Annotated in this window: 16 protein-coding genes; 5 read left to right on the top strand and 11 right to left on the bottom strand. The window is 68.5% G+C overall.

The window, feature by feature from the left end:
- Entirely contained in the window at positions 1-744 is a 744-nt protein-coding gene (locus IHD13_RS02610) for a 5-oxoprolinase subunit PxpA (RefSeq protein ID WP_195859482.1), read from the bottom strand.
- A 214-nt stretch (positions 745-958) separates the two neighbouring features.
- Between IHD13_RS02610 and IHD13_RS02605 the strand changes: the two genes are divergently transcribed.
- From IHD13_RS02605 to IHD13_RS02590, 4 genes are read left to right on the top strand one after another with little or no spacing between them, the layout of a single operon-like run.
- The gene (locus tag IHD13_RS02605; RefSeq protein WP_195859481.1) at positions 959-1,951 is read left to right on the top strand and encodes a TRAP transporter substrate-binding protein; all 993 of its coding nucleotides are present in this window, start codon (positions 959-961) and stop codon (positions 1,949-1,951) included.
- 60 nt (positions 1,952-2,011) lie between these two features.
- The gene (locus IHD13_RS02600; protein WP_195859480.1) at positions 2,012-2,563 is read left to right on the top strand and encodes a TRAP transporter small permease; all 552 of its coding nucleotides are present in this window, start codon (positions 2,012-2,014) and stop codon (positions 2,561-2,563) included.
- 14 nt (positions 2,564-2,577) lie between these two features.
- Positions 2,578-3,876 (top strand): TRAP transporter large permease, encoded by a 1,299-nt coding sequence (locus tag IHD13_RS02595; RefSeq protein WP_195859479.1) that lies wholly within the window; start codon positions 2,578-2,580, stop codon positions 3,874-3,876.
- Positions 3,877-4,407 carry a winged helix DNA-binding protein gene (locus IHD13_RS02590; RefSeq protein ID WP_195859478.1) on the top strand — a complete coding sequence of 177 codons (531 nt, stop codon included), beginning with the start codon at positions 3,877-3,879 and terminating at the stop codon, positions 4,405-4,407.
- 36 nt (positions 4,408-4,443) lie between these two features.
- Here IHD13_RS02590 and IHD13_RS02585 read toward each other — a convergent pair whose 3' ends face one another.
- From IHD13_RS02585 to osmF, 9 genes are all read right to left on the bottom strand, one after another.
- Entirely contained in the window at positions 4,444-6,267 is a 1,824-nt protein-coding gene (locus tag IHD13_RS02585) for a protein kinase domain-containing protein (RefSeq protein WP_195859477.1), read from the bottom strand.
- 220 nt (positions 6,268-6,487) lie between these two features.
- Complete coding sequence (locus IHD13_RS02580) at positions 6,488-8,137, bottom strand: dihydrolipoyllysine-residue acetyltransferase (protein ID WP_195859476.1); 1,650 nt, start codon at positions 8,135-8,137, stop codon at positions 6,488-6,490.
- Between the two features lie 23 nt (positions 8,138-8,160).
- The gene (locus tag IHD13_RS02575; RefSeq protein ID WP_195859475.1) at positions 8,161-9,138 is read right to left on the bottom strand and encodes an alpha-ketoacid dehydrogenase subunit beta; all 978 of its coding nucleotides are present in this window, start codon (positions 9,136-9,138) and stop codon (positions 8,161-8,163) included.
- A 119-nt stretch (positions 9,139-9,257) separates the two neighbouring features.
- Positions 9,258-9,380, bottom strand: coding sequence for a hypothetical protein (locus IHD13_RS18405; RefSeq protein ID WP_268246203.1), 123 nt, complete (start codon positions 9,378-9,380; stop codon positions 9,258-9,260).
- Position 9,381: 1 nt separating this feature from the next.
- Positions 9,382-10,572, bottom strand: a complete 1,191-nt coding sequence (locus IHD13_RS02570) for a thiamine pyrophosphate-dependent dehydrogenase E1 component subunit alpha (protein ID WP_195859474.1) — start codon at positions 10,570-10,572, stop codon at positions 9,382-9,384.
- A gap of 197 nt (positions 10,573-10,769) precedes the next feature.
- Positions 10,770-11,513 (bottom strand): ABC transporter permease, encoded by a 744-nt coding sequence (locus tag IHD13_RS02565; protein WP_195859473.1) that lies wholly within the window; start codon positions 11,511-11,513, stop codon positions 10,770-10,772.
- The gene (locus tag IHD13_RS02560; RefSeq protein ID WP_195859472.1) at positions 11,510-12,463 is read right to left on the bottom strand and encodes an ABC transporter ATP-binding protein; all 954 of its coding nucleotides are present in this window, start codon (positions 12,461-12,463) and stop codon (positions 11,510-11,512) included. Before IHD13_RS02560 ends, IHD13_RS02565 begins: the two co-directional genes overlap by 4 nt.
- A complete protein-coding gene (locus IHD13_RS02555; protein WP_195859471.1) occupies positions 12,460-13,623 on the bottom strand; it encodes an ABC transporter permease in 1,164 nt (387 codons plus the stop codon). Before IHD13_RS02555 ends, IHD13_RS02560 begins: the two co-directional genes overlap by 4 nt.
- An 11-nt stretch (positions 13,624-13,634) precedes the next feature.
- Positions 13,635-14,537, bottom strand: coding sequence for a glycine betaine ABC transporter substrate-binding protein OsmF (gene osmF, locus IHD13_RS02550; RefSeq protein ID WP_195859470.1), 903 nt, complete (start codon positions 14,535-14,537; stop codon positions 13,635-13,637).
- Between the two features lie 47 nt (positions 14,538-14,584).
- On the opposite strand from osmF, the gene IHD13_RS02545 reads away from it, so the two are divergent.
- Positions 14,585-15,580, top strand: a complete 996-nt coding sequence (locus tag IHD13_RS02545; protein ID WP_230086102.1) for a DUF1853 family protein — start codon at positions 14,585-14,587, stop codon at positions 15,578-15,580.
- Between the two features lie 24 nt (positions 15,581-15,604).
- Here IHD13_RS02545 and IHD13_RS02540 read toward each other — a convergent pair whose 3' ends face one another.
- Positions 15,605-16,852, bottom strand: a complete 1,248-nt coding sequence (locus IHD13_RS02540; RefSeq protein WP_326838302.1) for a TIGR02679 family protein — start codon at positions 16,850-16,852, stop codon at positions 15,605-15,607.
- Position 16,853 lies beyond the last annotated feature (1 nt).

Here is a 16,853-nt window from a genome sequence, read left to right as displayed (position 1 = left end):
TCATAAGGAGTTCAGGGCCTGGCGAATGGCCACCACGGCGGCGATCGACTCGGGGTTGTCGCCATGCACGCAGAGGGTCTCGGCCTCGAGCACCAGCTCGCTGCCGTCGCTGGCGGTCAAGGGCTCGCCCCGGGCGATGCGCCGGGCCTGGTCGACGATCAGCGCCGGATCATGGTGTACGGCGCCGGGCTCGCGCCGCGAGACCAGGCGCCCCTCGCCGTCGTAGGCGCGATCGGCGAAGGCCTCGAACCACAGGGTCAGGCCATGGCTCGAAGCCAGGCGCCGCGCCGGGGCATTGTCGCGGGTGGCCATCACCATCAGCGGCAAGCCGGCATCATAGGCCGCCACCGCCCGCATCACCGCCGCGAGGATCGCGGGATCGCGCATCATGTCGTTATAGAGGGCGCCATGGGGCTTCACATACCCCAGCGGGGTGCCCTCGGCACGGCAGACGCCCGCCAGGGCCCCCAGCTGATAGAGCAGCAGGTTCTCCACCTCCTCGGGGCGACAGGCGAGCGAGCGTCGCCCGAAACCCACCAGGTCCGGATAGGCGGGATGAGCGCCCACGGTGACGCCGTGGGCCACCGCCAGGCGGACCGTGGCGCGCATGGTGTCCGGGTCGGACGCGTGGAAACCGCAGGCCACGTTGGCCAGGTCCACATGGGGCATCAGCTCGTCGTCGCGGCCCATCACCCAGGGCCCCAGGCTTTCGCCCATGTCGGCGTTGAGTCGTAGTCGGGTCATGTCCAGGCTCCTTGTCATGGCGACGGTATCATTGTGCTTTGAAAATAATTTATCGATAAATTGATGTCATTTCATCATCAAATAGTCTTAGAAACGTTGACGTATCGTCTTCCTGAGACCTAACCTCCCATCACACCAGCGACTAAGCTGCGACTGTGCCCCGGCGCTTCGGCGACCGAAACAACAATAGCGACCCAACCACGAGGAAGATTCGATGAAGACCCGTCTACTGGCAGGGCTGACCTCCACCGCCCTGGGCCTCGGCCTCACCACCCTGGGTGCCGGCGCCCAGGCCGCGACACAGTGGGACATGCCCACCCCCTATGGCGATCGCACCTTCCATACCGTCAACATTCGCGAATTCGCCGACGAGGTGCGCGAGCGCACCGACGGCGAGCTGGATATCACCGTTCACTCCAACGGCTCGCTGATCGGTCACCCCGAGATCAAGAACTCGGTGCGCCGTGGCATCGTGCCCATGGGCGAGCTGATCATGTCGCGGCTGGCCAACGAGAACCCCATCTACGAGGTCGATTCGGTGCCCTACCTGGCGGCCAACTACGAGGACGCCTGGACCCTGTGGGAGGCCTCCCGCGAGATCATCGCCGAGGAGCTGGCCAGCCAGCGCCTGCGACTGCTCTTCGCGGTGCCCTGGCCGCCCCAGGGGATCTTCACCCAGCAGGCCATCGAGTCGCCGGATGACCTGCGCAACCTCAGCATGCGTGCCTACAACACCGCCAGCGAGCGCCTGGCCCAGTTGACCGGCGCCGTGCCGACCCAGGTGGAGGTGCCGGATATCCCCACCGCCTTCAGCACCGGTCGAGTCGAGGCCATGGTCACCTCGCCGGCCACCGGCGCCGACACCAAGGCCTGGGATTACCTTAGCCATTTCAACCACGCTCAGCTGTGGCTGCCCAAGAACATGGTGATCGTCAACGAGCAGGCCTTCTCGCGGCTCGACGAGGCCAGCCAGGAGGCGTTGCTCGAGGCCGCCGCCGAGGCCGAGCGGCGCGGCTGGGAAATGAGCCGCCAGGAGACCGAGGAGGCCCTGGCCGTGCTCGCCGAGAACGGCATCCAGGTCAGCGAGCCGAGTGCCGAGCTCGCCGAGCTGCTCGAGCAGGTCGGCGCCACCATGACCGAGGAGTGGGTCGAGCGCGCCGGCGACCAGGGCGCCGCCATCCTCGGCAACTACCTCAACGCTCGCTAGCGGGGTTCCGGGCCCCGCGGGGCCCGGCTTGCCCTTGCCGCCCACCATACGGTGACTCCCATGCGCTATCGACTCCGCCCTCTCTATACCCTGGGGGGCTACCTGGCCGCCGCCTGCCTGTGCCTGATCTGCGGCCTGATCACCGCCCAGATCCTCGGCCGCATCGTCGACCGATTCGCCATCCAGCTCGGCTTCGATCGCATCGGCCTGGCGATTCCCGGCCTCTCCGAGATCTCCGGCTTCCTGCTGGTGGGCGCCAGCTTCCTGGGGCTGGCCTACACCTTTATCCATGGGGGCCATATCCGCGTGACCCTGCTGATCGGCCGCCTGCCCCCGGGGGCCCGGGCCCATGTGGAACTGCTCTGCCTTAGCCTGGCACTTCTCCTGGCCGGCTACCTGGCCTGGAACCTCTTCTGGCTGCTGGAGGACAGCATCGCCTTCGGCGAGACCTCCTATGGGCTCTTGCGCATCCCGCTGTGGATCCCCCAGTCGGCGATGCTGGCCGGCGTGGGGCTGTTCTGCCTGGCCCTGCTGGAGGCCTGGCTCACCACCCTCGTTATCGCCCTGACCCGCCCGTCGAGCTTCCGCATCGACGACGCCGGCCACGAATAAGCCCGGAGTCCACCATGCTGTTGATGATGACCCTTCTCTTCGCCGCCCTGCTGATCATGCTGGGCAGTGGCGTCTGGGTGGCCTTCGCCCTGCTGGGCATGGGCTGGCTGGGTATCACCGCCTTCACCCAGGTGCCCACCGGCGACGTCATGGCCAGCACCATCTGGAGCGCCAGCTACAGCTGGGAGCTGACCGCCCTGCCAATGTTCATCTGGATGGGCGAGATCCTCTTTCGTTCACGCCTCGCCGAGGACATGTTCAGCGGTCTCTCGCCCTGGATGCAGCGGGTGCCGGGACGCCTGCTGCACTCCAATGTGGTGGGCTGTGGCCTGTTCGCCGCGGTCTCCGGCTCCTCCGCCGCCACCTGTGCCACCATGGGCAAGATGACCATTCCGGAGCTCGGCCGCCGCGGCTATGACGACCGCCTGGTACTGGGTACCCTGGCCGGCTCCGCCACCCTGGGGCTGCTGATCCCCCCCTCGATCATCCTGATCGTCTTCGCCGTGGCCACCGACCAGTCCATCGCCCGGCTGTTCATGGCCGGGGTCTTTCCCGGGCTGATGCTGATCTCGCTGTTCGCCGCCTACCTGATGCTCTGGGCCTGGCGCTACCCCGAACGGATTCCCCCCGCCGACGAACGCACCAGCCTGGGGGAGAAGCTGCGCCGCTCGAAGCGCCTGATCCCGATGATGGGGCTGATCGTCGGGGTGATCGGCTCCATCTACGCCGGCCTGGCCTCGCCCACCGAGGCGGCCGCGGTGGGGGTGGCCCTCTCCCTGCTCCTGGCCCGGCTGCAGGGCGCCATGAACCGGGAGATCTTCCGCGATGCCCTGCTCGGCGCGGTGAAGACCTCCTGCATGATCGCCTTTATCCTCGCCGGCGCTTCCTTCCTCACCGTGGCCATGGGCTTCACCCGGCTGCCCAGCGAGCTGGCCGCCTGGATCGCCACCCTGGAGCTGTCGCCGCTGATGTTGCTGCTGGCGCTGACCCTGTTCTTTATCGTGCTGGGCTGCTTCCTCGACGGCATCTCGGTGGTGGTACTGACCACCTCCATCATGCTGCCGATGGTGGAGGCCGCCGGCATCGACCTGATCTGGTTCGGCATCTTCCTGGTGATCGTGGTGGAGATGTCGCAGATCACGCCCCCGGTGGGCTTCAACCTCTTCGTCCTCCAGGGCATGACCGGCAAGAACATCCTGCATATCGCCAGGGCCGCCCTGCCCTTCTTCGGGCTGATGCTGCTGGGTGTTATCCTCATCACCCTCTTCCCGCAGATCGTCACCTATCTGCCCGATGCCATGGGGAACCGCTAAATGAGTCAAGCACCTAGCAGGGCCGCCGATCCGCGCGGGCCCATCGTCTCCTCCGAGCACCTGTCGCGCAGCGCCCAGGAGCTCTCGGAATTCGAATTCGGCCTGATCATCTCCAGCCACGCCTTCAACCGTTGGATGGTGCGCTGCATGACCGCCAGCGGCTTTCCGGAGCTGGGCGCCCTGGACGTGCTGGTGCTGCATAGCGTCAATCACCGGGAGCGCGCCAAGCGCCAGGCGGATATCTGCCTGGTGCTCAACGTGGAGGACACCCATACGGTGACCTATGCGCTGAAGAAGCTCACCAAGCTGGGCCTGGTCAGCGGCGAGAAGCACGGCAAGGAGACCTTCTTCCGGACCAGCGAGGCGGGCCGGGCGGCCTGCATGAAGTATGCGGAGATTCGCGAGGCCTGTCTGGTGGAGTCACTCTCCTCCATGGGCATCGGTCGCGAGGAGATGCACCAGATCGCCGGCATGCTCAGGGCCATGTCGGGGCTCTACGATCAGGCGGCCCGCTCCGCCGCCTCGCTGTAACCTGACACCTGCGCCGCCTTCGGGCGGCGCCGTCGTTCATGCCTCCACGCGGCGGGGGTTCTTGGGATAGTAGCGCTCCGGCATCTGCTCGATATGCGAGAAGAAGCGGGTGTCCTTGTAGGGCATCTTCATGAACCCGGAGACGCCGAGCCCCTCGATCAGTCCCACGGCGCTCAAGATATCGTCCAGGTAGCGGCAGAACTCCGCCTCCCGGGCCGGGTCCAGCAGCCGGTAGTAGCTGTGGATCTTGAGGTGGGTGGGCAGCGCCTCGAAGATGATCATGCCGGTGTGGTGGATCTGGTTGAGGGCCTCCAGGGAGAGGATGATCTCGTCGGGGAGCACCAGGAACTCCTCCGGGTCGGGGCCATCCTCGAAATAGGAGTGGACCCGGCTGCGGTCCTCAAGCTCCGGGGCGGCGCTCACCTCGTAGGGCAGGCGCATGTCCGGGGCGAGACGAAACGGCTGCTCCGGGCCGTGGCGGTCGATATGCAGGGTGTCCCGGGCATTGAACAGGCAGCTCTTGAAGATGCCCTGGCGATAGATGCCCCGCGCCAGGTTGACCAGGTTGTTGACCGCCGCCACGAAGGCGGGCTTGAGATCCGGAGCGTGCAGGTTGAGGGAGGTATCGATATAGACGCCATCGGCCTCCCAGCGCACCGCCAGCCCCCCCACCACCGGGTACTTGCCGAGCCGGCTCACCGCCGCCAGGAAGGCCTTCTCGGTCTCGCCCATGCCCTGCATGAAATTCTTGTAGTAGCGATCCAGCTGGACGTCGTTGACGTCGTTGAGGGTCTCCTCGGCATGCTCCTCGCGCAGGAAGGCCTTGCGGGAGGAGTAGACCACGGTGTCGATCTCGCGGCCGGCGGGACGGGCCCAGACCGGCACCAGGGCGCTCTCGGCGGGCGTCGGCAGGTCGACCATCACCACCCGGGCCAGGCGTGGCATCTCGCGCAGGAAGTAGTCCCCGGCCCGGGCCCGCCGGCCCGGCTCGGGGTCGAGCATGGCGTCCAGCAGGCGGGCGAACTCCATGGGCAGGCCCAGGGAGGTGGCGGGGATCACCCGGTGGCCGAAGCGGCAGGACTGGGCCGAGGCCAGGGCATAGAGGGTGGCGGCGGCCCCCTGCTCGTCGAAGCGTGGCGAGGAGAGGGCCCCGTTCAGTTGCTCCTCGCCGATAAAGTAGACGTCCCCCAGCCGGGCATTGGTCTGCTGGAGGTTGTCGGACATCAGCTCCATGACGTTGGACGCCACGAACTGGCCATTGGCGTCCAGCTGGGCGAACACCGAGGAGCCCCAGTCGATCAGCGCCACCTCCTCCCGGGCAGCATCGAAGACTAGGTTGGAGGGCTTGATATCGCCGTGGATCACCGGCTTGCCGGTGACGCCGGATTCCCGGCGCAGGTGGCGCAGGATGTCCGCCAGTTGATCGGCGATGCGCACCACCAGGCGCGGTGACAATCGCCCCTCCCTGAGTGACACCTCCTCCAGGTTGAGCCCCGGGGCCCGCTCCATCACCAGGATCGACTGGTTGCGCACCCGCTGGTAGGCGATCAGCCGGGGCACCCGGGGGTGCTCCACCTGCTCGAGCATAAAGGCCTCTTCCTCGAGGCGCTCCTGGAGGTGAGCCGGCAGGGTCACGCGGCTGAACTTGAAGACATACTGCTGGCCGAGGGCGGTGACCCCGGCGAAGACGAAGCCGTAGGCGCCCTTGCCCACCAGCTCGATCTCCCGGTAGCCGAGCTGCTCGAGCTGGGTGCGACACAGGGCCACCCACTCGCGCAGCTTGCGGGCATCGTCCTGGCTGAGCAGGTAGATGGACTGCTCTTCGGGAATATAGAACTGCTGCAGGGGCGCCTGGCTCATCGACTCTCCTAATTGCCGAGGCACTCGCAGTTCGCGACCTCTCTGCCGAGGCTCGGGGCTACTCTGGGGACAGGCCTTCGCGGGGCGCTGTAAACCCATCCCTGGGCGCTACCGATGCCCTCCCTGGCATAGGACCCCCGCTCTGACCTGCCCCCAGCGCCCCTACGCCCTTCCAGCGGAGATCACTCTGCCTTTGCCTCGGAGTTGACCCAAGAGATACCTACAACGCCAATAGCAGGCTCTCGGGGTCCTCCAGATAGCCCTTCCAGGCATTGGCGAAGCGGGCGATGGTACCGCCATCGATCAGCCGGTGATCGCCGCACCAGGTGGCGGTCATGATCGCCCGGCGTGCCACCTGGCCATCGGCATCGAAGCGCGGCAGCCACTGGGTCTTGCCGATGGCGACGATGGCCGCCTCCGGGGCATTGATGATGGGCACCGCATAGGTGCCGCCCAGGGCGCCGATATTGGAGATGGTCACGGTGCCACCGGTGAGGTCCGCCTGGGCCACGCGCCCCTCCCGGGCCGCCTCGGTCAGGCGACTCACCTCGGCGGCGATCTCCAGCAGGCTCAGTTCCTCCACGCCCTTGACGTTGGGCACGATCAGGCCCGCCTTACCATCCACCGCCATGCCCACGTTGACCCGGGGCAGGTAGTGGATCTCCCCCGCCGCCTCGTCCAGGCGGCTATTGACGATCGGGTACTCGAGCGCGGCCAGGGCCAGTGCCTTCATAAAGAAGGGCATCAGGGTCAGGCGCACGCCCCGGGCCTCGGCCTTGACCTTGAGGCGCTCGCGCAGGGTCACCAGCTCGGTGACATCGAACTCGTCGCCATAGGCGAAATGGGGAATCGACTGGGCCGAGGCGACCATGCGCTTGGCCATGGCCGCCTGGACGCCGCGCAGCGGCTCCACCCGGACCTCGGCCTGCGCAGCGGCCTGCGAACCGGTCGGGGCCGGCGCGGGGGGCGTCCGGGAGGCCGCCGACTCGTCCGCATCGCCGGCCTGGGGCGCCTCCAGGTAGCGCAGCACATCCTCCTTGAGCACCCGCCCCTCCTTGCCGGAGCCGGGAATCGCCGCCAGCGTCAGGCCATGCTCGCGCACCAGGCGACGCACCGCGGGACTGGCAGGGGTCCGCCCATAGGGGCCCTCTCCTTTCGCTGCCGTCTGGGCCTCCTTGGCGGGCGTCGACTGCGCCGGGGCTGCCCCCTGAGCAGGAGCCACGGCCTGGCGCTGGGCGGCGACGCCCTGGGCCGGCTGGGGAGACGCCGTCTCGGCCTCTGCCCCCTCCGGGAGATAGGCAAACAGCGGCGTATGCACCCGGGCACTCTCGCCCTGGGCGTAGTGGAGCCGGGTCACCCGCCCCGCCTCCGGGGCGGTGATCTCGACCATCGCCTTGTCGGTCATCACGTCCACCACCGGCTGATCCTCGGCCACCGTCTCGCCCTCGGCGATGCGCCACTCGACGATCTCGCACTCGACGATGCCTTCGCCGATATCCGGCAGGATAAAGTCCTTGCCGGCCGGGCTCGCCTCGGGGGCCGCCACGCCCGATGCCGCGTCGCTGCGGGGTTGGCTATCGGCCTGGCGCTCGGTCTGGGTGGGCGATGGGTCCTGGGCCTCGCCCTCCGCCTCGCCCTCGGCAACCAGGGCGAACAGCGGCGCATGCACCTTGGCGATCTCTCCCTCCCGGTAATAGAGGCGGGTCACCTTGCCCGCATAGGGGGCGGGAATCTCCACCAGGGCCTTGTCGGTCATCACCTCGGCCACCGGCTGGTCCTCGCTGATGGTCTCGCCCTCGCTGACCAGCCACTTGACCACTTCGCACTCCACGATACCTTCGCCGATATCGGGCAGCATAAAATCGCTCATTGTCGCTCTCCTCGACTATCGGCCTAGAACTCGATGCTGGCCTTGATGGCCTCGACGATCTTCAGGTGGTTCGGCAGGTACTCCTTCTCCAGGGTCAGGGGGAAGGGGGTATCCAGGCCGGTCACCCGCTGGATCGGCGACTCCAGGTAGAGGAAACAGCGCTCGGCGATGGTGGCGGCGATCTCGCCGGCGAAGCCGCCGGTCAGCGGCGCCTCGTGGCTGATCACCAGGCGGCCGGTCTTGAGCACCGACTGGGCCACGGTCTCCACGTCCCAGGGCAGGATGCTGCGCAGGTCGATCACCTCGCAGGAGATGCCCTCCTTCTCGGCCAGCTCGGCGGCCTTCTCGGTGACCTCCATCTGGGCCCCCCAGGCCAGCAGGGTCACGTCGCTGCCCTCCTTGATCACCTCGGCCTCGCCCAGGGGCAACTGGTAATCCGCCTCGGGCACCTCGCCGGTGGAGGCGCGATAGAGTCGCTTGGGCTCGAAGAAGAGTACCGGGTCGGGATCGCGGATCGCCGCCAGCAGCAGGCCCTTGGCCTGATGGGGGTTGCGCGGCACGACGATCTTCAGGCCCGGGGTATGGGCGAAATAGGCCTCCGGCGACTGGGAGTGGTAGAGCCCCCCCGAGATGCCGCCCCCATAGGGGGTGCGTATGGTCAGGCCGCCCACCTCGAAGAGGCTGCCGGAGCGGTAGCGGAACTTGGCGGACTCGTTAACGATCTGGTCGAAGGCCGGGAAGATGTAGTCGGCGAACTGGATCTCCGCCACCGGCTTGTGGCCCTGGGCCGCCAGGCCGTTGGCGAAGCCGATGATGCCCTGCTCCACCAGGGGGGTATTGAAGCAGCGCTCGCGGCCATACTTCTCCTGGAGGTGGCTGGTGGCGCGGAAGACGCCGCCGAAGCCGCCCACGTCCTCGCCGAAGCAGAGTACCCGCGGGTCACTCTCCATGGCGATATCCAGGGCATTGTTGATCGCCTGCAACAGATTCATGGTCGGCATCTCAGACACCTCCCTGGTCGAGGTCCGGGGCACTCTTGGGATAGGCCTCCGGATGGCGGCGCATATTGGCCATCAGGGCGTGATTGGTCGCCTGCAGCAGAGTCATCGTCGTCGGCATCTCAGGCACCTCCCTGGTCGGCGGTGACGTCAGGGGCACGCTTGGGATAGGCCTCCGGATGGCGGCGTACACAGGCCATCAGGGCGTGATTGATCGCCTGCAACAGAGTCATCGTCGTCGACATCTCAGGCTCCTCCCTGGTCGAGGCCCGGGGCACTCTTGGGGTAGGCCTCCGGATGGCGGCGCACATGGGCCTCCAGGGCGTCGAGCTGTTCCTTGAGGTGCCTCGGCACCTCGGCGTAGACGTCCTCCACCAGGCTCGCCAGGGGCGGCGGCGGGCGCTTCTCGGCGCGTTTCATGGTCTCCAGTACCTCGCGACGCAGCGTCTCCTGGAGCGCCTTCTCCTCGTCATCGCTCCACCACTCCCGGGCCAGCATCCACAGGCGCATGCGATTGACCGGGTCCTTCTCCCGCCATAGCGCCTCCTCCTTCTTGCTGCGGTAGCCGGAGGGGTCGTCCGAGGAGGAGTGGGCCGCCAGGCGATAGGTCATGGCCTCGATCAGCACCGGCTGGTTGTGCTCCACGGCGATGCGCCGCGCCTCCCGGGTGGCGGCGTAGACCGCCAGGACATCGTTACCGTCGACGCGGATCACGTGCATCTTGTAGCCGAAGGCCCGGGGGGCGACCCCGTCGGCGGCGAACTGCTCCACCGAGGGGGTGGAGATGGCGTAGCCGTTGTTGCGACAGAAGAAGATCACCGGCGCCCGGTGCACCGCGGCCATGTTGAGGGCGGCGTGGAAGTCCCCCTCGGAGGCGGCCCCCTCACCGAAGTAGGTGATGGTGCAGCGGCCCTGGCCGTCGAGTTTCTGACCATAGGCGTAGCCGGCGGCCTGGGGAATCTGGGTGGCCAGGGGCGAGGAGATGGTCATGTAGTGGAGCTTGGCGCTGCCGTAGTGGATCGGCATCTGGCGCCCCTTGCCGTAGTCCTCGGCGTTGCCGAACAGCTGGTTCATGAACTCGTCGATGCTGAAGCCGCGGTAGGCCAGGGCGCCCTGCTCCCGGTACTGGGCCATGATCATGTCGTCATCGTCGAGGGCCGCGGCGCTGCCGATCACCGCCGCCTCCTCCCCGGTGCACTGCATGTAGAAGGAGAGCCGCCCCTGGCGCTGGGCCGCCAGCATGCGCTCGTCGAGCACCCGAGTCAGCACCATGGTGTGGTAGATGCGCCGGGCGGTCTCGCGGTCGAGCTCCGGGGCCTGGGCGCCCTCGAAGAGGGTGCCGTCCTGCTGGAGCAGCGCGAAGGTGGCGATATGGAATTCATCGCCGGCCATGAAGCGCGGCTCATGGATGACCTGGGAAGCTGTTGTTGTGGTCATGATCCTCTTCCTTGGGTAGTGGTGAGGAATCTCTCGCCCCTTGTGGGGGCAAGTGTCATCTTTACTCTAGTCAGCCGCCAGCGATTCGCTCCAGCGCTGGATCAACGACGCCGCAGTTGACGTTAACGTTAAGATAACCAGCCAAAGCCGCCCCTGCCAAGAGAATTTTCCGGGTTATCGACCAAAGATCAGAAGATTCAGCGGCGCCGCGGCGTCAGGGCCTCGAAGAGACTATCGAGGGTCAGGGCCAGGACGCCGATCAGCAGCGCCCCCTGGAGGATATAGGCGCTGTTGCCGTTGACGATGCCGGCGATGATGGGGTCACCCAGGGTCTTGGCGCCGATGGTGGAGCCGATGGCGGCGGTGGCGATGCCCACCGTCACCGAGGTGCGGATGCCGGCCAGCATCACCGGTGCCGCCAGGGGCAGTTCCAGTCGCCAGAGGACCTGTCCAGGGGACATGCCCATGCCCCGGGCCGCCTCGCGCACCGCGGGGTCGATCCCTTCGATGCCGGCCAGGCCGTTGCGCAGGATCGGCAGCAACCCGTAGAGCACCAGGGCCACCACCGTGGGCAGGGCGCCGAAGCCGAGGCTCGGCACCGCCAGGGCCAGCACGGCCACCGGCGGGAAGGTCTGCCCCATGGCAGCGAGCTGGCTGGCCAGGGGCAGGAAGTCGCGTCCCCAGGGGCGCGTCACCACCAGGGCCGCCCCCACCCCGAGCAGGATCGCCAGCCCCGAGGCCACCCCCACCAGGGCCAGGTGATTGAGCAACAGGGCGGTGAAGTCGTCCCGGGGGTAGATCACCACCCGGGCCCCGGGCGCCAGCCAACGGAAGAAGCCCTCGGCCCGGGGCAGCCAGGCCAGCAGCCCCACCAGACCCGCCCCCCATAACAGCGGCGCCAGGCCGCGACCGTAGCGATGCCAGATTGCCACGGCACTCATATGCCGCCCCCCATCAGGTCACTCAGGTGCAGGCTGCCGCAGGCCCGTCCCTCGCCATCCACCACCGCCAGGGTCTCGACCCGATGCCAGAGCATCACCGACAGGGCCAGGCGCAGGTCCTCGTCGGGAGCGACGGCGGGCTCCATCGGCAGGCGAGCATCGACGGGGCGCATCAGCCGTGCCACCGGGGTCAGGGCGGCGCGCTTGAGACCACGATCACGCCCCCCCAGCAGCGAGGCCACGAACTCATCCGCCGGTGCCGCCAGCAGCTCGGCCGGGCTACCCTGCTGGACGATGCGCCCAGCGCGCATCACCACCAGGCGGTCGGCCAGCTTCAGGGCCTCGTCCATGTCATGGGTCACGAAGACGATGGTCTTGCGGATTCGCCCCTGCAGGCGCCGCAACTCCTCCTGGAGGCTCTCCCGGGTGATGGGGTCCAGGGCCCCGAAGGGCTCGTCCATCAGCAGGATCTCCGGGTCGGCGGCCAGGGCCCGGGCTACCCCCACCCGCTGGGCCTGGCCGCCGGAGAGCTGGGCCGGGTACTTGTCGGCGAACTCCGAAGGCGCCAGCCCCAGCAGGGTCATCAGTTCCTCGACCCGCTCCAGGGTGCGGGCCCGGGGCCACTTCAGTAACCCCGGCACCAGGGCGATATTGCGCGCCACCGTCCAATGGGGGAAAAGCCCGGTGCTCTGGATGGCGTAGCCGATGCGCCGACGCAGCCGCTGGGGGTCGATCTCGCGGATCGGTTGGCCGTCGATATGGATCTCGCCGTCGCTGTGCTCGATCAGCCGGTTGATCATGCGCAGGGTCGTGGACTTGCCACAACCGGAGGTCCCCACCAGCACGCAGAACTCCCCCGCGGCGATGTTCAGGGAGATGGCGTCCACGGCGGTCTCGGCACCGAAGCGTTTGGTGACACCCTTGAGGGCGATACGGGGCGTCTCGGTCATCGGGCCTCCCGGCTGGATTGAGAAGCGGTAAGTCGCGCCAGGGCACTGAGCAGGCCATCGGCGGCCACCGCCAGGGCCAGAATCGGCAAGGCCCCCAGCAGCACCAGGTCCATGGCGGCCTGGCCCAGCCCCTGGAAGATAAAGGTGCCCAGGCCACCGGCACCGATCAAGGCGGCCACGGCGGCCAGCCCCACCGCCTGGACGGTGGTGATGCGAATGCCCTCGAGGATCACCGGGGCGGCGAGTGGCAGGCGTACCCGCCAGAAGACCTGGCCCGGGCTCATGCCCATGCCCCGGGCCGCCTCGACGACGCGAGGATCCACCCCGTCGAGGGCCACCACGCTGTTGCGGGTCATGGGCAGCAGGCTATAGCCCACCAGGGCGATCAGCGCCGGTGCCCAGCCGATGCCCTGCACGCCGAGCTCACCGAGCCAGGCATAACGGGCGGCGAGCCAGGCCAGGGGCGCCAGCAACAGGCCGAAGAGGGCCAGGCTGGGAATGGTCTGGATCAGGCTGAGCAGGGCGAAGCCACCGCGCCGCAGGCTCGGGAAGCGGCGCATGGCCAGGGCCAGGGTGAAGGCCAGCAGCAGGCTCAGGCCCACCGCCGCCGAGACCAGAAGCAGGTGGTAACGAACCGCCTCGTGGAAGGCGCCGCTGCGGCTGGCGTACTCGCGCATCAGCGCCAGGCTCTCCAGGTGCCCCCCGACCAGGGCCAGGGCTAGCGAGAGCAGGGGCAACAGGAGCAGCCAGGTCGCGCCCTTCAGCCGCGCCTGCAGCTCCACCCAGATCATCAGCAGCACGAAGAGCAGGCTCCAGAAGCCGGCGCCCAGGGTCACCCGGGCCTGGGGCAAGGCGTCCGGCACTCGACTCGCCGCAAAGGCGGCCAGGACCCAGGGCAACGACGCCAGGGCCACCACCACCAGGCCCCGGGACAGGTGCAGGGCTCGCGGCGTGCCTCGCCAGGCGAGCGCCATCAATAGCAACGGGAAGGCCCAGACCAGCGCCGAGCCGGGACCCAGCCAGACCCAGAGGCTGACGCCTTCCCCGGGCAGGATACGGTTGGGAGCCACGCTGGCCAGGTCGAGGCCCAGCAGCGCCGCCACCAGGGCCAGGCCAAGCACCAGCAGGACCCGGTTGGGCCTCGCGGAGGGACTCTGCACCACCAGGCCGCTTAGTCGGCGAGGCCGTCCAGGAAGTCACCGGCCACGGCGGCCGGATCGGCGCCATTGACCGCCACCTCGCCATTGAGGCGTTGCAGGGTCTCGAGATCCAGGGCCTCGAAGACCGGCCCCAACAGGGTCTCGATCTCGGGATGGTTCGCCAGCACCTCGGCGCGCACCACCGGCGCCGGCTGGTAGACCGGCTGCACCCCCAGGGTGTCCTCCAGTACCACCAGGTCCAGGGCCTGGAGGCCACCATCGGTGCCATAGGTCATGGCCGCATTAACACCGTTGGTGCCGAGCGCGGCGGCGCGCATGGTGGCGGCGGTATTGCCGCCGGAGAGCACCACCAGTTGGTCGGAGTCGAGGGTGAAACCGTAGGCGGCCTGGAAGGCCGGCAGGGCCGCCTCCGACTCCACGAACTCGGCGCTGCCGGCGAAGATGAAGTTCCCGCCCTCGGCCAGGTAGTCCGCCAGCTCCTCGAGGGTGGTCAGGCCCGCCTCCCGGGCCAGGTCGCCGCGCACGCTGATCGCCCAGGTGTTGTTGGCCGAGGCCGGGGCGAGCCACACCAGGTCGTTGGCCTGGCGGTCGCGCTCGCGCACCGTCTCGTAAGCCGCCTCGGCGTCCTTCCACACCGGGCTGTCGGCCATGTCGAAGAAGAAGGCGCCATTGCCGGTGTACTCGGGATAGATATCGATCTCGCCGGCACGAATCGCCTCGCGCACGATGCTGGTGCCGCCCAGCTGCAGGCGGCGCTGCACCTCGACCCCGCCATTCTCCAGGGTCTGGGCGATCATCTCGCCGAGTACCGAGCCCTCGGTATCGATCTTGGAGGAGACGACGACCTGGGCCTGGGCGAGACTCGCCCCCAGCAGGGTGGCGAGGGTGACGAGTCCGATCAGCGGCTTGTTCATGGCGCGATTTCCGTGCAGGGCAAATGTCATTCCAGTATAAGGAAACGATGAAACCCTGTCAGACCCTGGATCAACGGGATGCCATGGCCCTGGCCGGCCACTACCGGCACCCCCTGGTACGCGACCTGGCCTGGCTCTGCCTGGCCCCGGACCTGCTCGCCCTGAGCGAAACCCCCGGCGCGACCCGTCCCGGGCGCCCCAGCCTCGAGGAGCTCGGCCTGGACGCCCCCGACCGACTAGTCGCCTGGCTGGAGGGCTGGGAAGCCGAGCCCGGCGCCCTGGAGGCCGCCCTGGGCGATCCCCGGGGCCTGCGCCTGGGCCTCTATCATGAGCGCCTCTGGCAATTCCTGCTGGCCCGGGCCCCGAACACCGAACTGCTGGCCCATAACCTGGCGATCCATCGTCAGGGACGCACCCTGGGCGAGCTGGACCTGCTCTATCGCCGCCGGGACGATCCCAGGCCGGTCCATCTGGAGGTGGCGATCAAGTTCTACCTGGGCCTGCCCGAGGGCCCCGGCCCCCAGACCCATCAGGGGCGCTGGGTGGGACCGGGCTGTGTGGATAGCCTGGCCAACAAGCGCGAGCACCTGGTTCGCCATCAACTTCCCATGGCGCAACGCTCCGAGGCCCGGGAGGCCCTGGCGCCTCTGCTCGGCGCGGCGACCGGCGACCTCGAACAGCGCCTGGCCATGCCCGGGGTGCTCTTCTATCCGTGGCGTGATTCACTGCCGCCACCCCGGGAGGCCAGCCCCACGCACCTGTGCGGCCTCTGGCTGCCCTGGCGGGAGTGGCCGACGCTGCGCGACACCCTGCCGTCGGGGGCGCTGGCCTCGCGACTGCACAAGCCCCACTGGATGGCCCTGCCCGACCCGGACCAGCTGGTGCCCCTGGCCACGATACAGCCCCACCTGGCCGCGCATTTCGCCCGTCCGGCGGTGATGCCTCAGCCTCTGGCGCTCTATCATCAAGGGGCCTGGCAGCGGCTCTTTATCGTTGGCGACGACTGGCCCCGCAAGCTGCCCCTGCCGCCCTTTCCTCCTTGACCTTCGCCCGGCGCCGACCAAGCGTCAACCCGAAGCGCGGTGCAGGTCATCGAGCAACGAATCGATCAGTTGCTCTTCGTGCACCGCGGCACCGCGCCTCTCCAGCACACCGCGTAACCCGGGGTCCCAGTGGGCATCCAGGGGGCGCCCTTCCAGGGGCTTGCCGGCGAGGTGCCCACAAGCGGCCAGGTCGGCGGCGCTCATGCGCCAGGGGCGCACGGCGAAGCGAGTCATAAGGGCATTGGCGATGCCGATACCGGGCCAGTCGAAGTCGCCATGGTAGTGCAACACGGCCCCCGCGGCCTCGAGCTGTTCCAGCAGCGTGAGCACGGCTGCGCCGGGGCGCCCCCAGGTGGACACCAGCGGCGCCCCGGATGTCCCCAGGCGCTCGGCGGCTTCGGCCAGTACGGCGGGATTCTCGCAGACGAAGACATCCCGACCGGCGCAGTCCCACCCCGGTGGGTGGCGCAGCAGCTGCCGCAACGTCAACCAGGTCGGCTCGGCAGCCCGGTGATGCCACGCCAGCGCCTCGTCCAGGGGCTGGCGCCCCCTCGTAGGCAGCCGATAGGTCAGCACGGCGCTGGTGATGTCGCCGCCTACCAGCACCCCGGCATGCGCCCAGACACTGCGCTCGTCGGGATCGGCAAGCGCCACCCCACCGCGCCAGTGGCGAGCCAGGGCACGACGCACCAGGGCGGCCACCGGCTGGCCGGTATCCAAGGCATGGGCATCGCCCAGGCACTCGGCCGCCAGGGCACTCAGGGTCATGCCCTGGACGGGCAGTCGCTCCATGACGCCCAGGGCCTGTTCCAGCAGCGCCCGGCCACGCCGCTCATGGCGACCCGCCAGGCGCTTGAGCAGGCCGTCGGCCTGCAGGGCATCCAGCCAGTCACCGAGGCCCAGACGCTCGGCCCGGTCGCGGTGCTCCGCTACCAGTGCCGTCCAGCGGCGGCGGTCGGCCTCGCGTTCGACACGCTTATCGACCAGCGGGCCATCCAGGGCCTCCAGGGCGGCATGCAGGCTGGGAGCCACGCCGGCACGGGTCAGGGCAAGAGTCATGGCCTCGAGGTCGATGGAGAGCGACTTCCCCTGGCGAGGAGGACGCCCGGTCAGCCGTTGCACGGCGTCTCGTTCGACGTCGCTGGCCTGGCGCAGGGTCAGTCGTCCCCCACCGTCACGCAGCAACTTGCGTGCCAGGCGCCTCCGCAACCCGGCCAGCTCCGGGCCACCCAGCAGGCGCTGCAGGCGAGGCGCGTCAACCTTATCCACCACT

Origin of the sequence: Halomonas sp. 328 (genome assembly GCF_015645095.1) — a bacterium.
Lineage (GTDB): Bacteria > Pseudomonadota > Gammaproteobacteria > Pseudomonadales > Halomonadaceae > Bisbaumannia.
The sequence above is the reverse complement of the archived record's forward strand: the minus strand, read 5'-3'. Positions and strand labels throughout refer to the sequence as shown.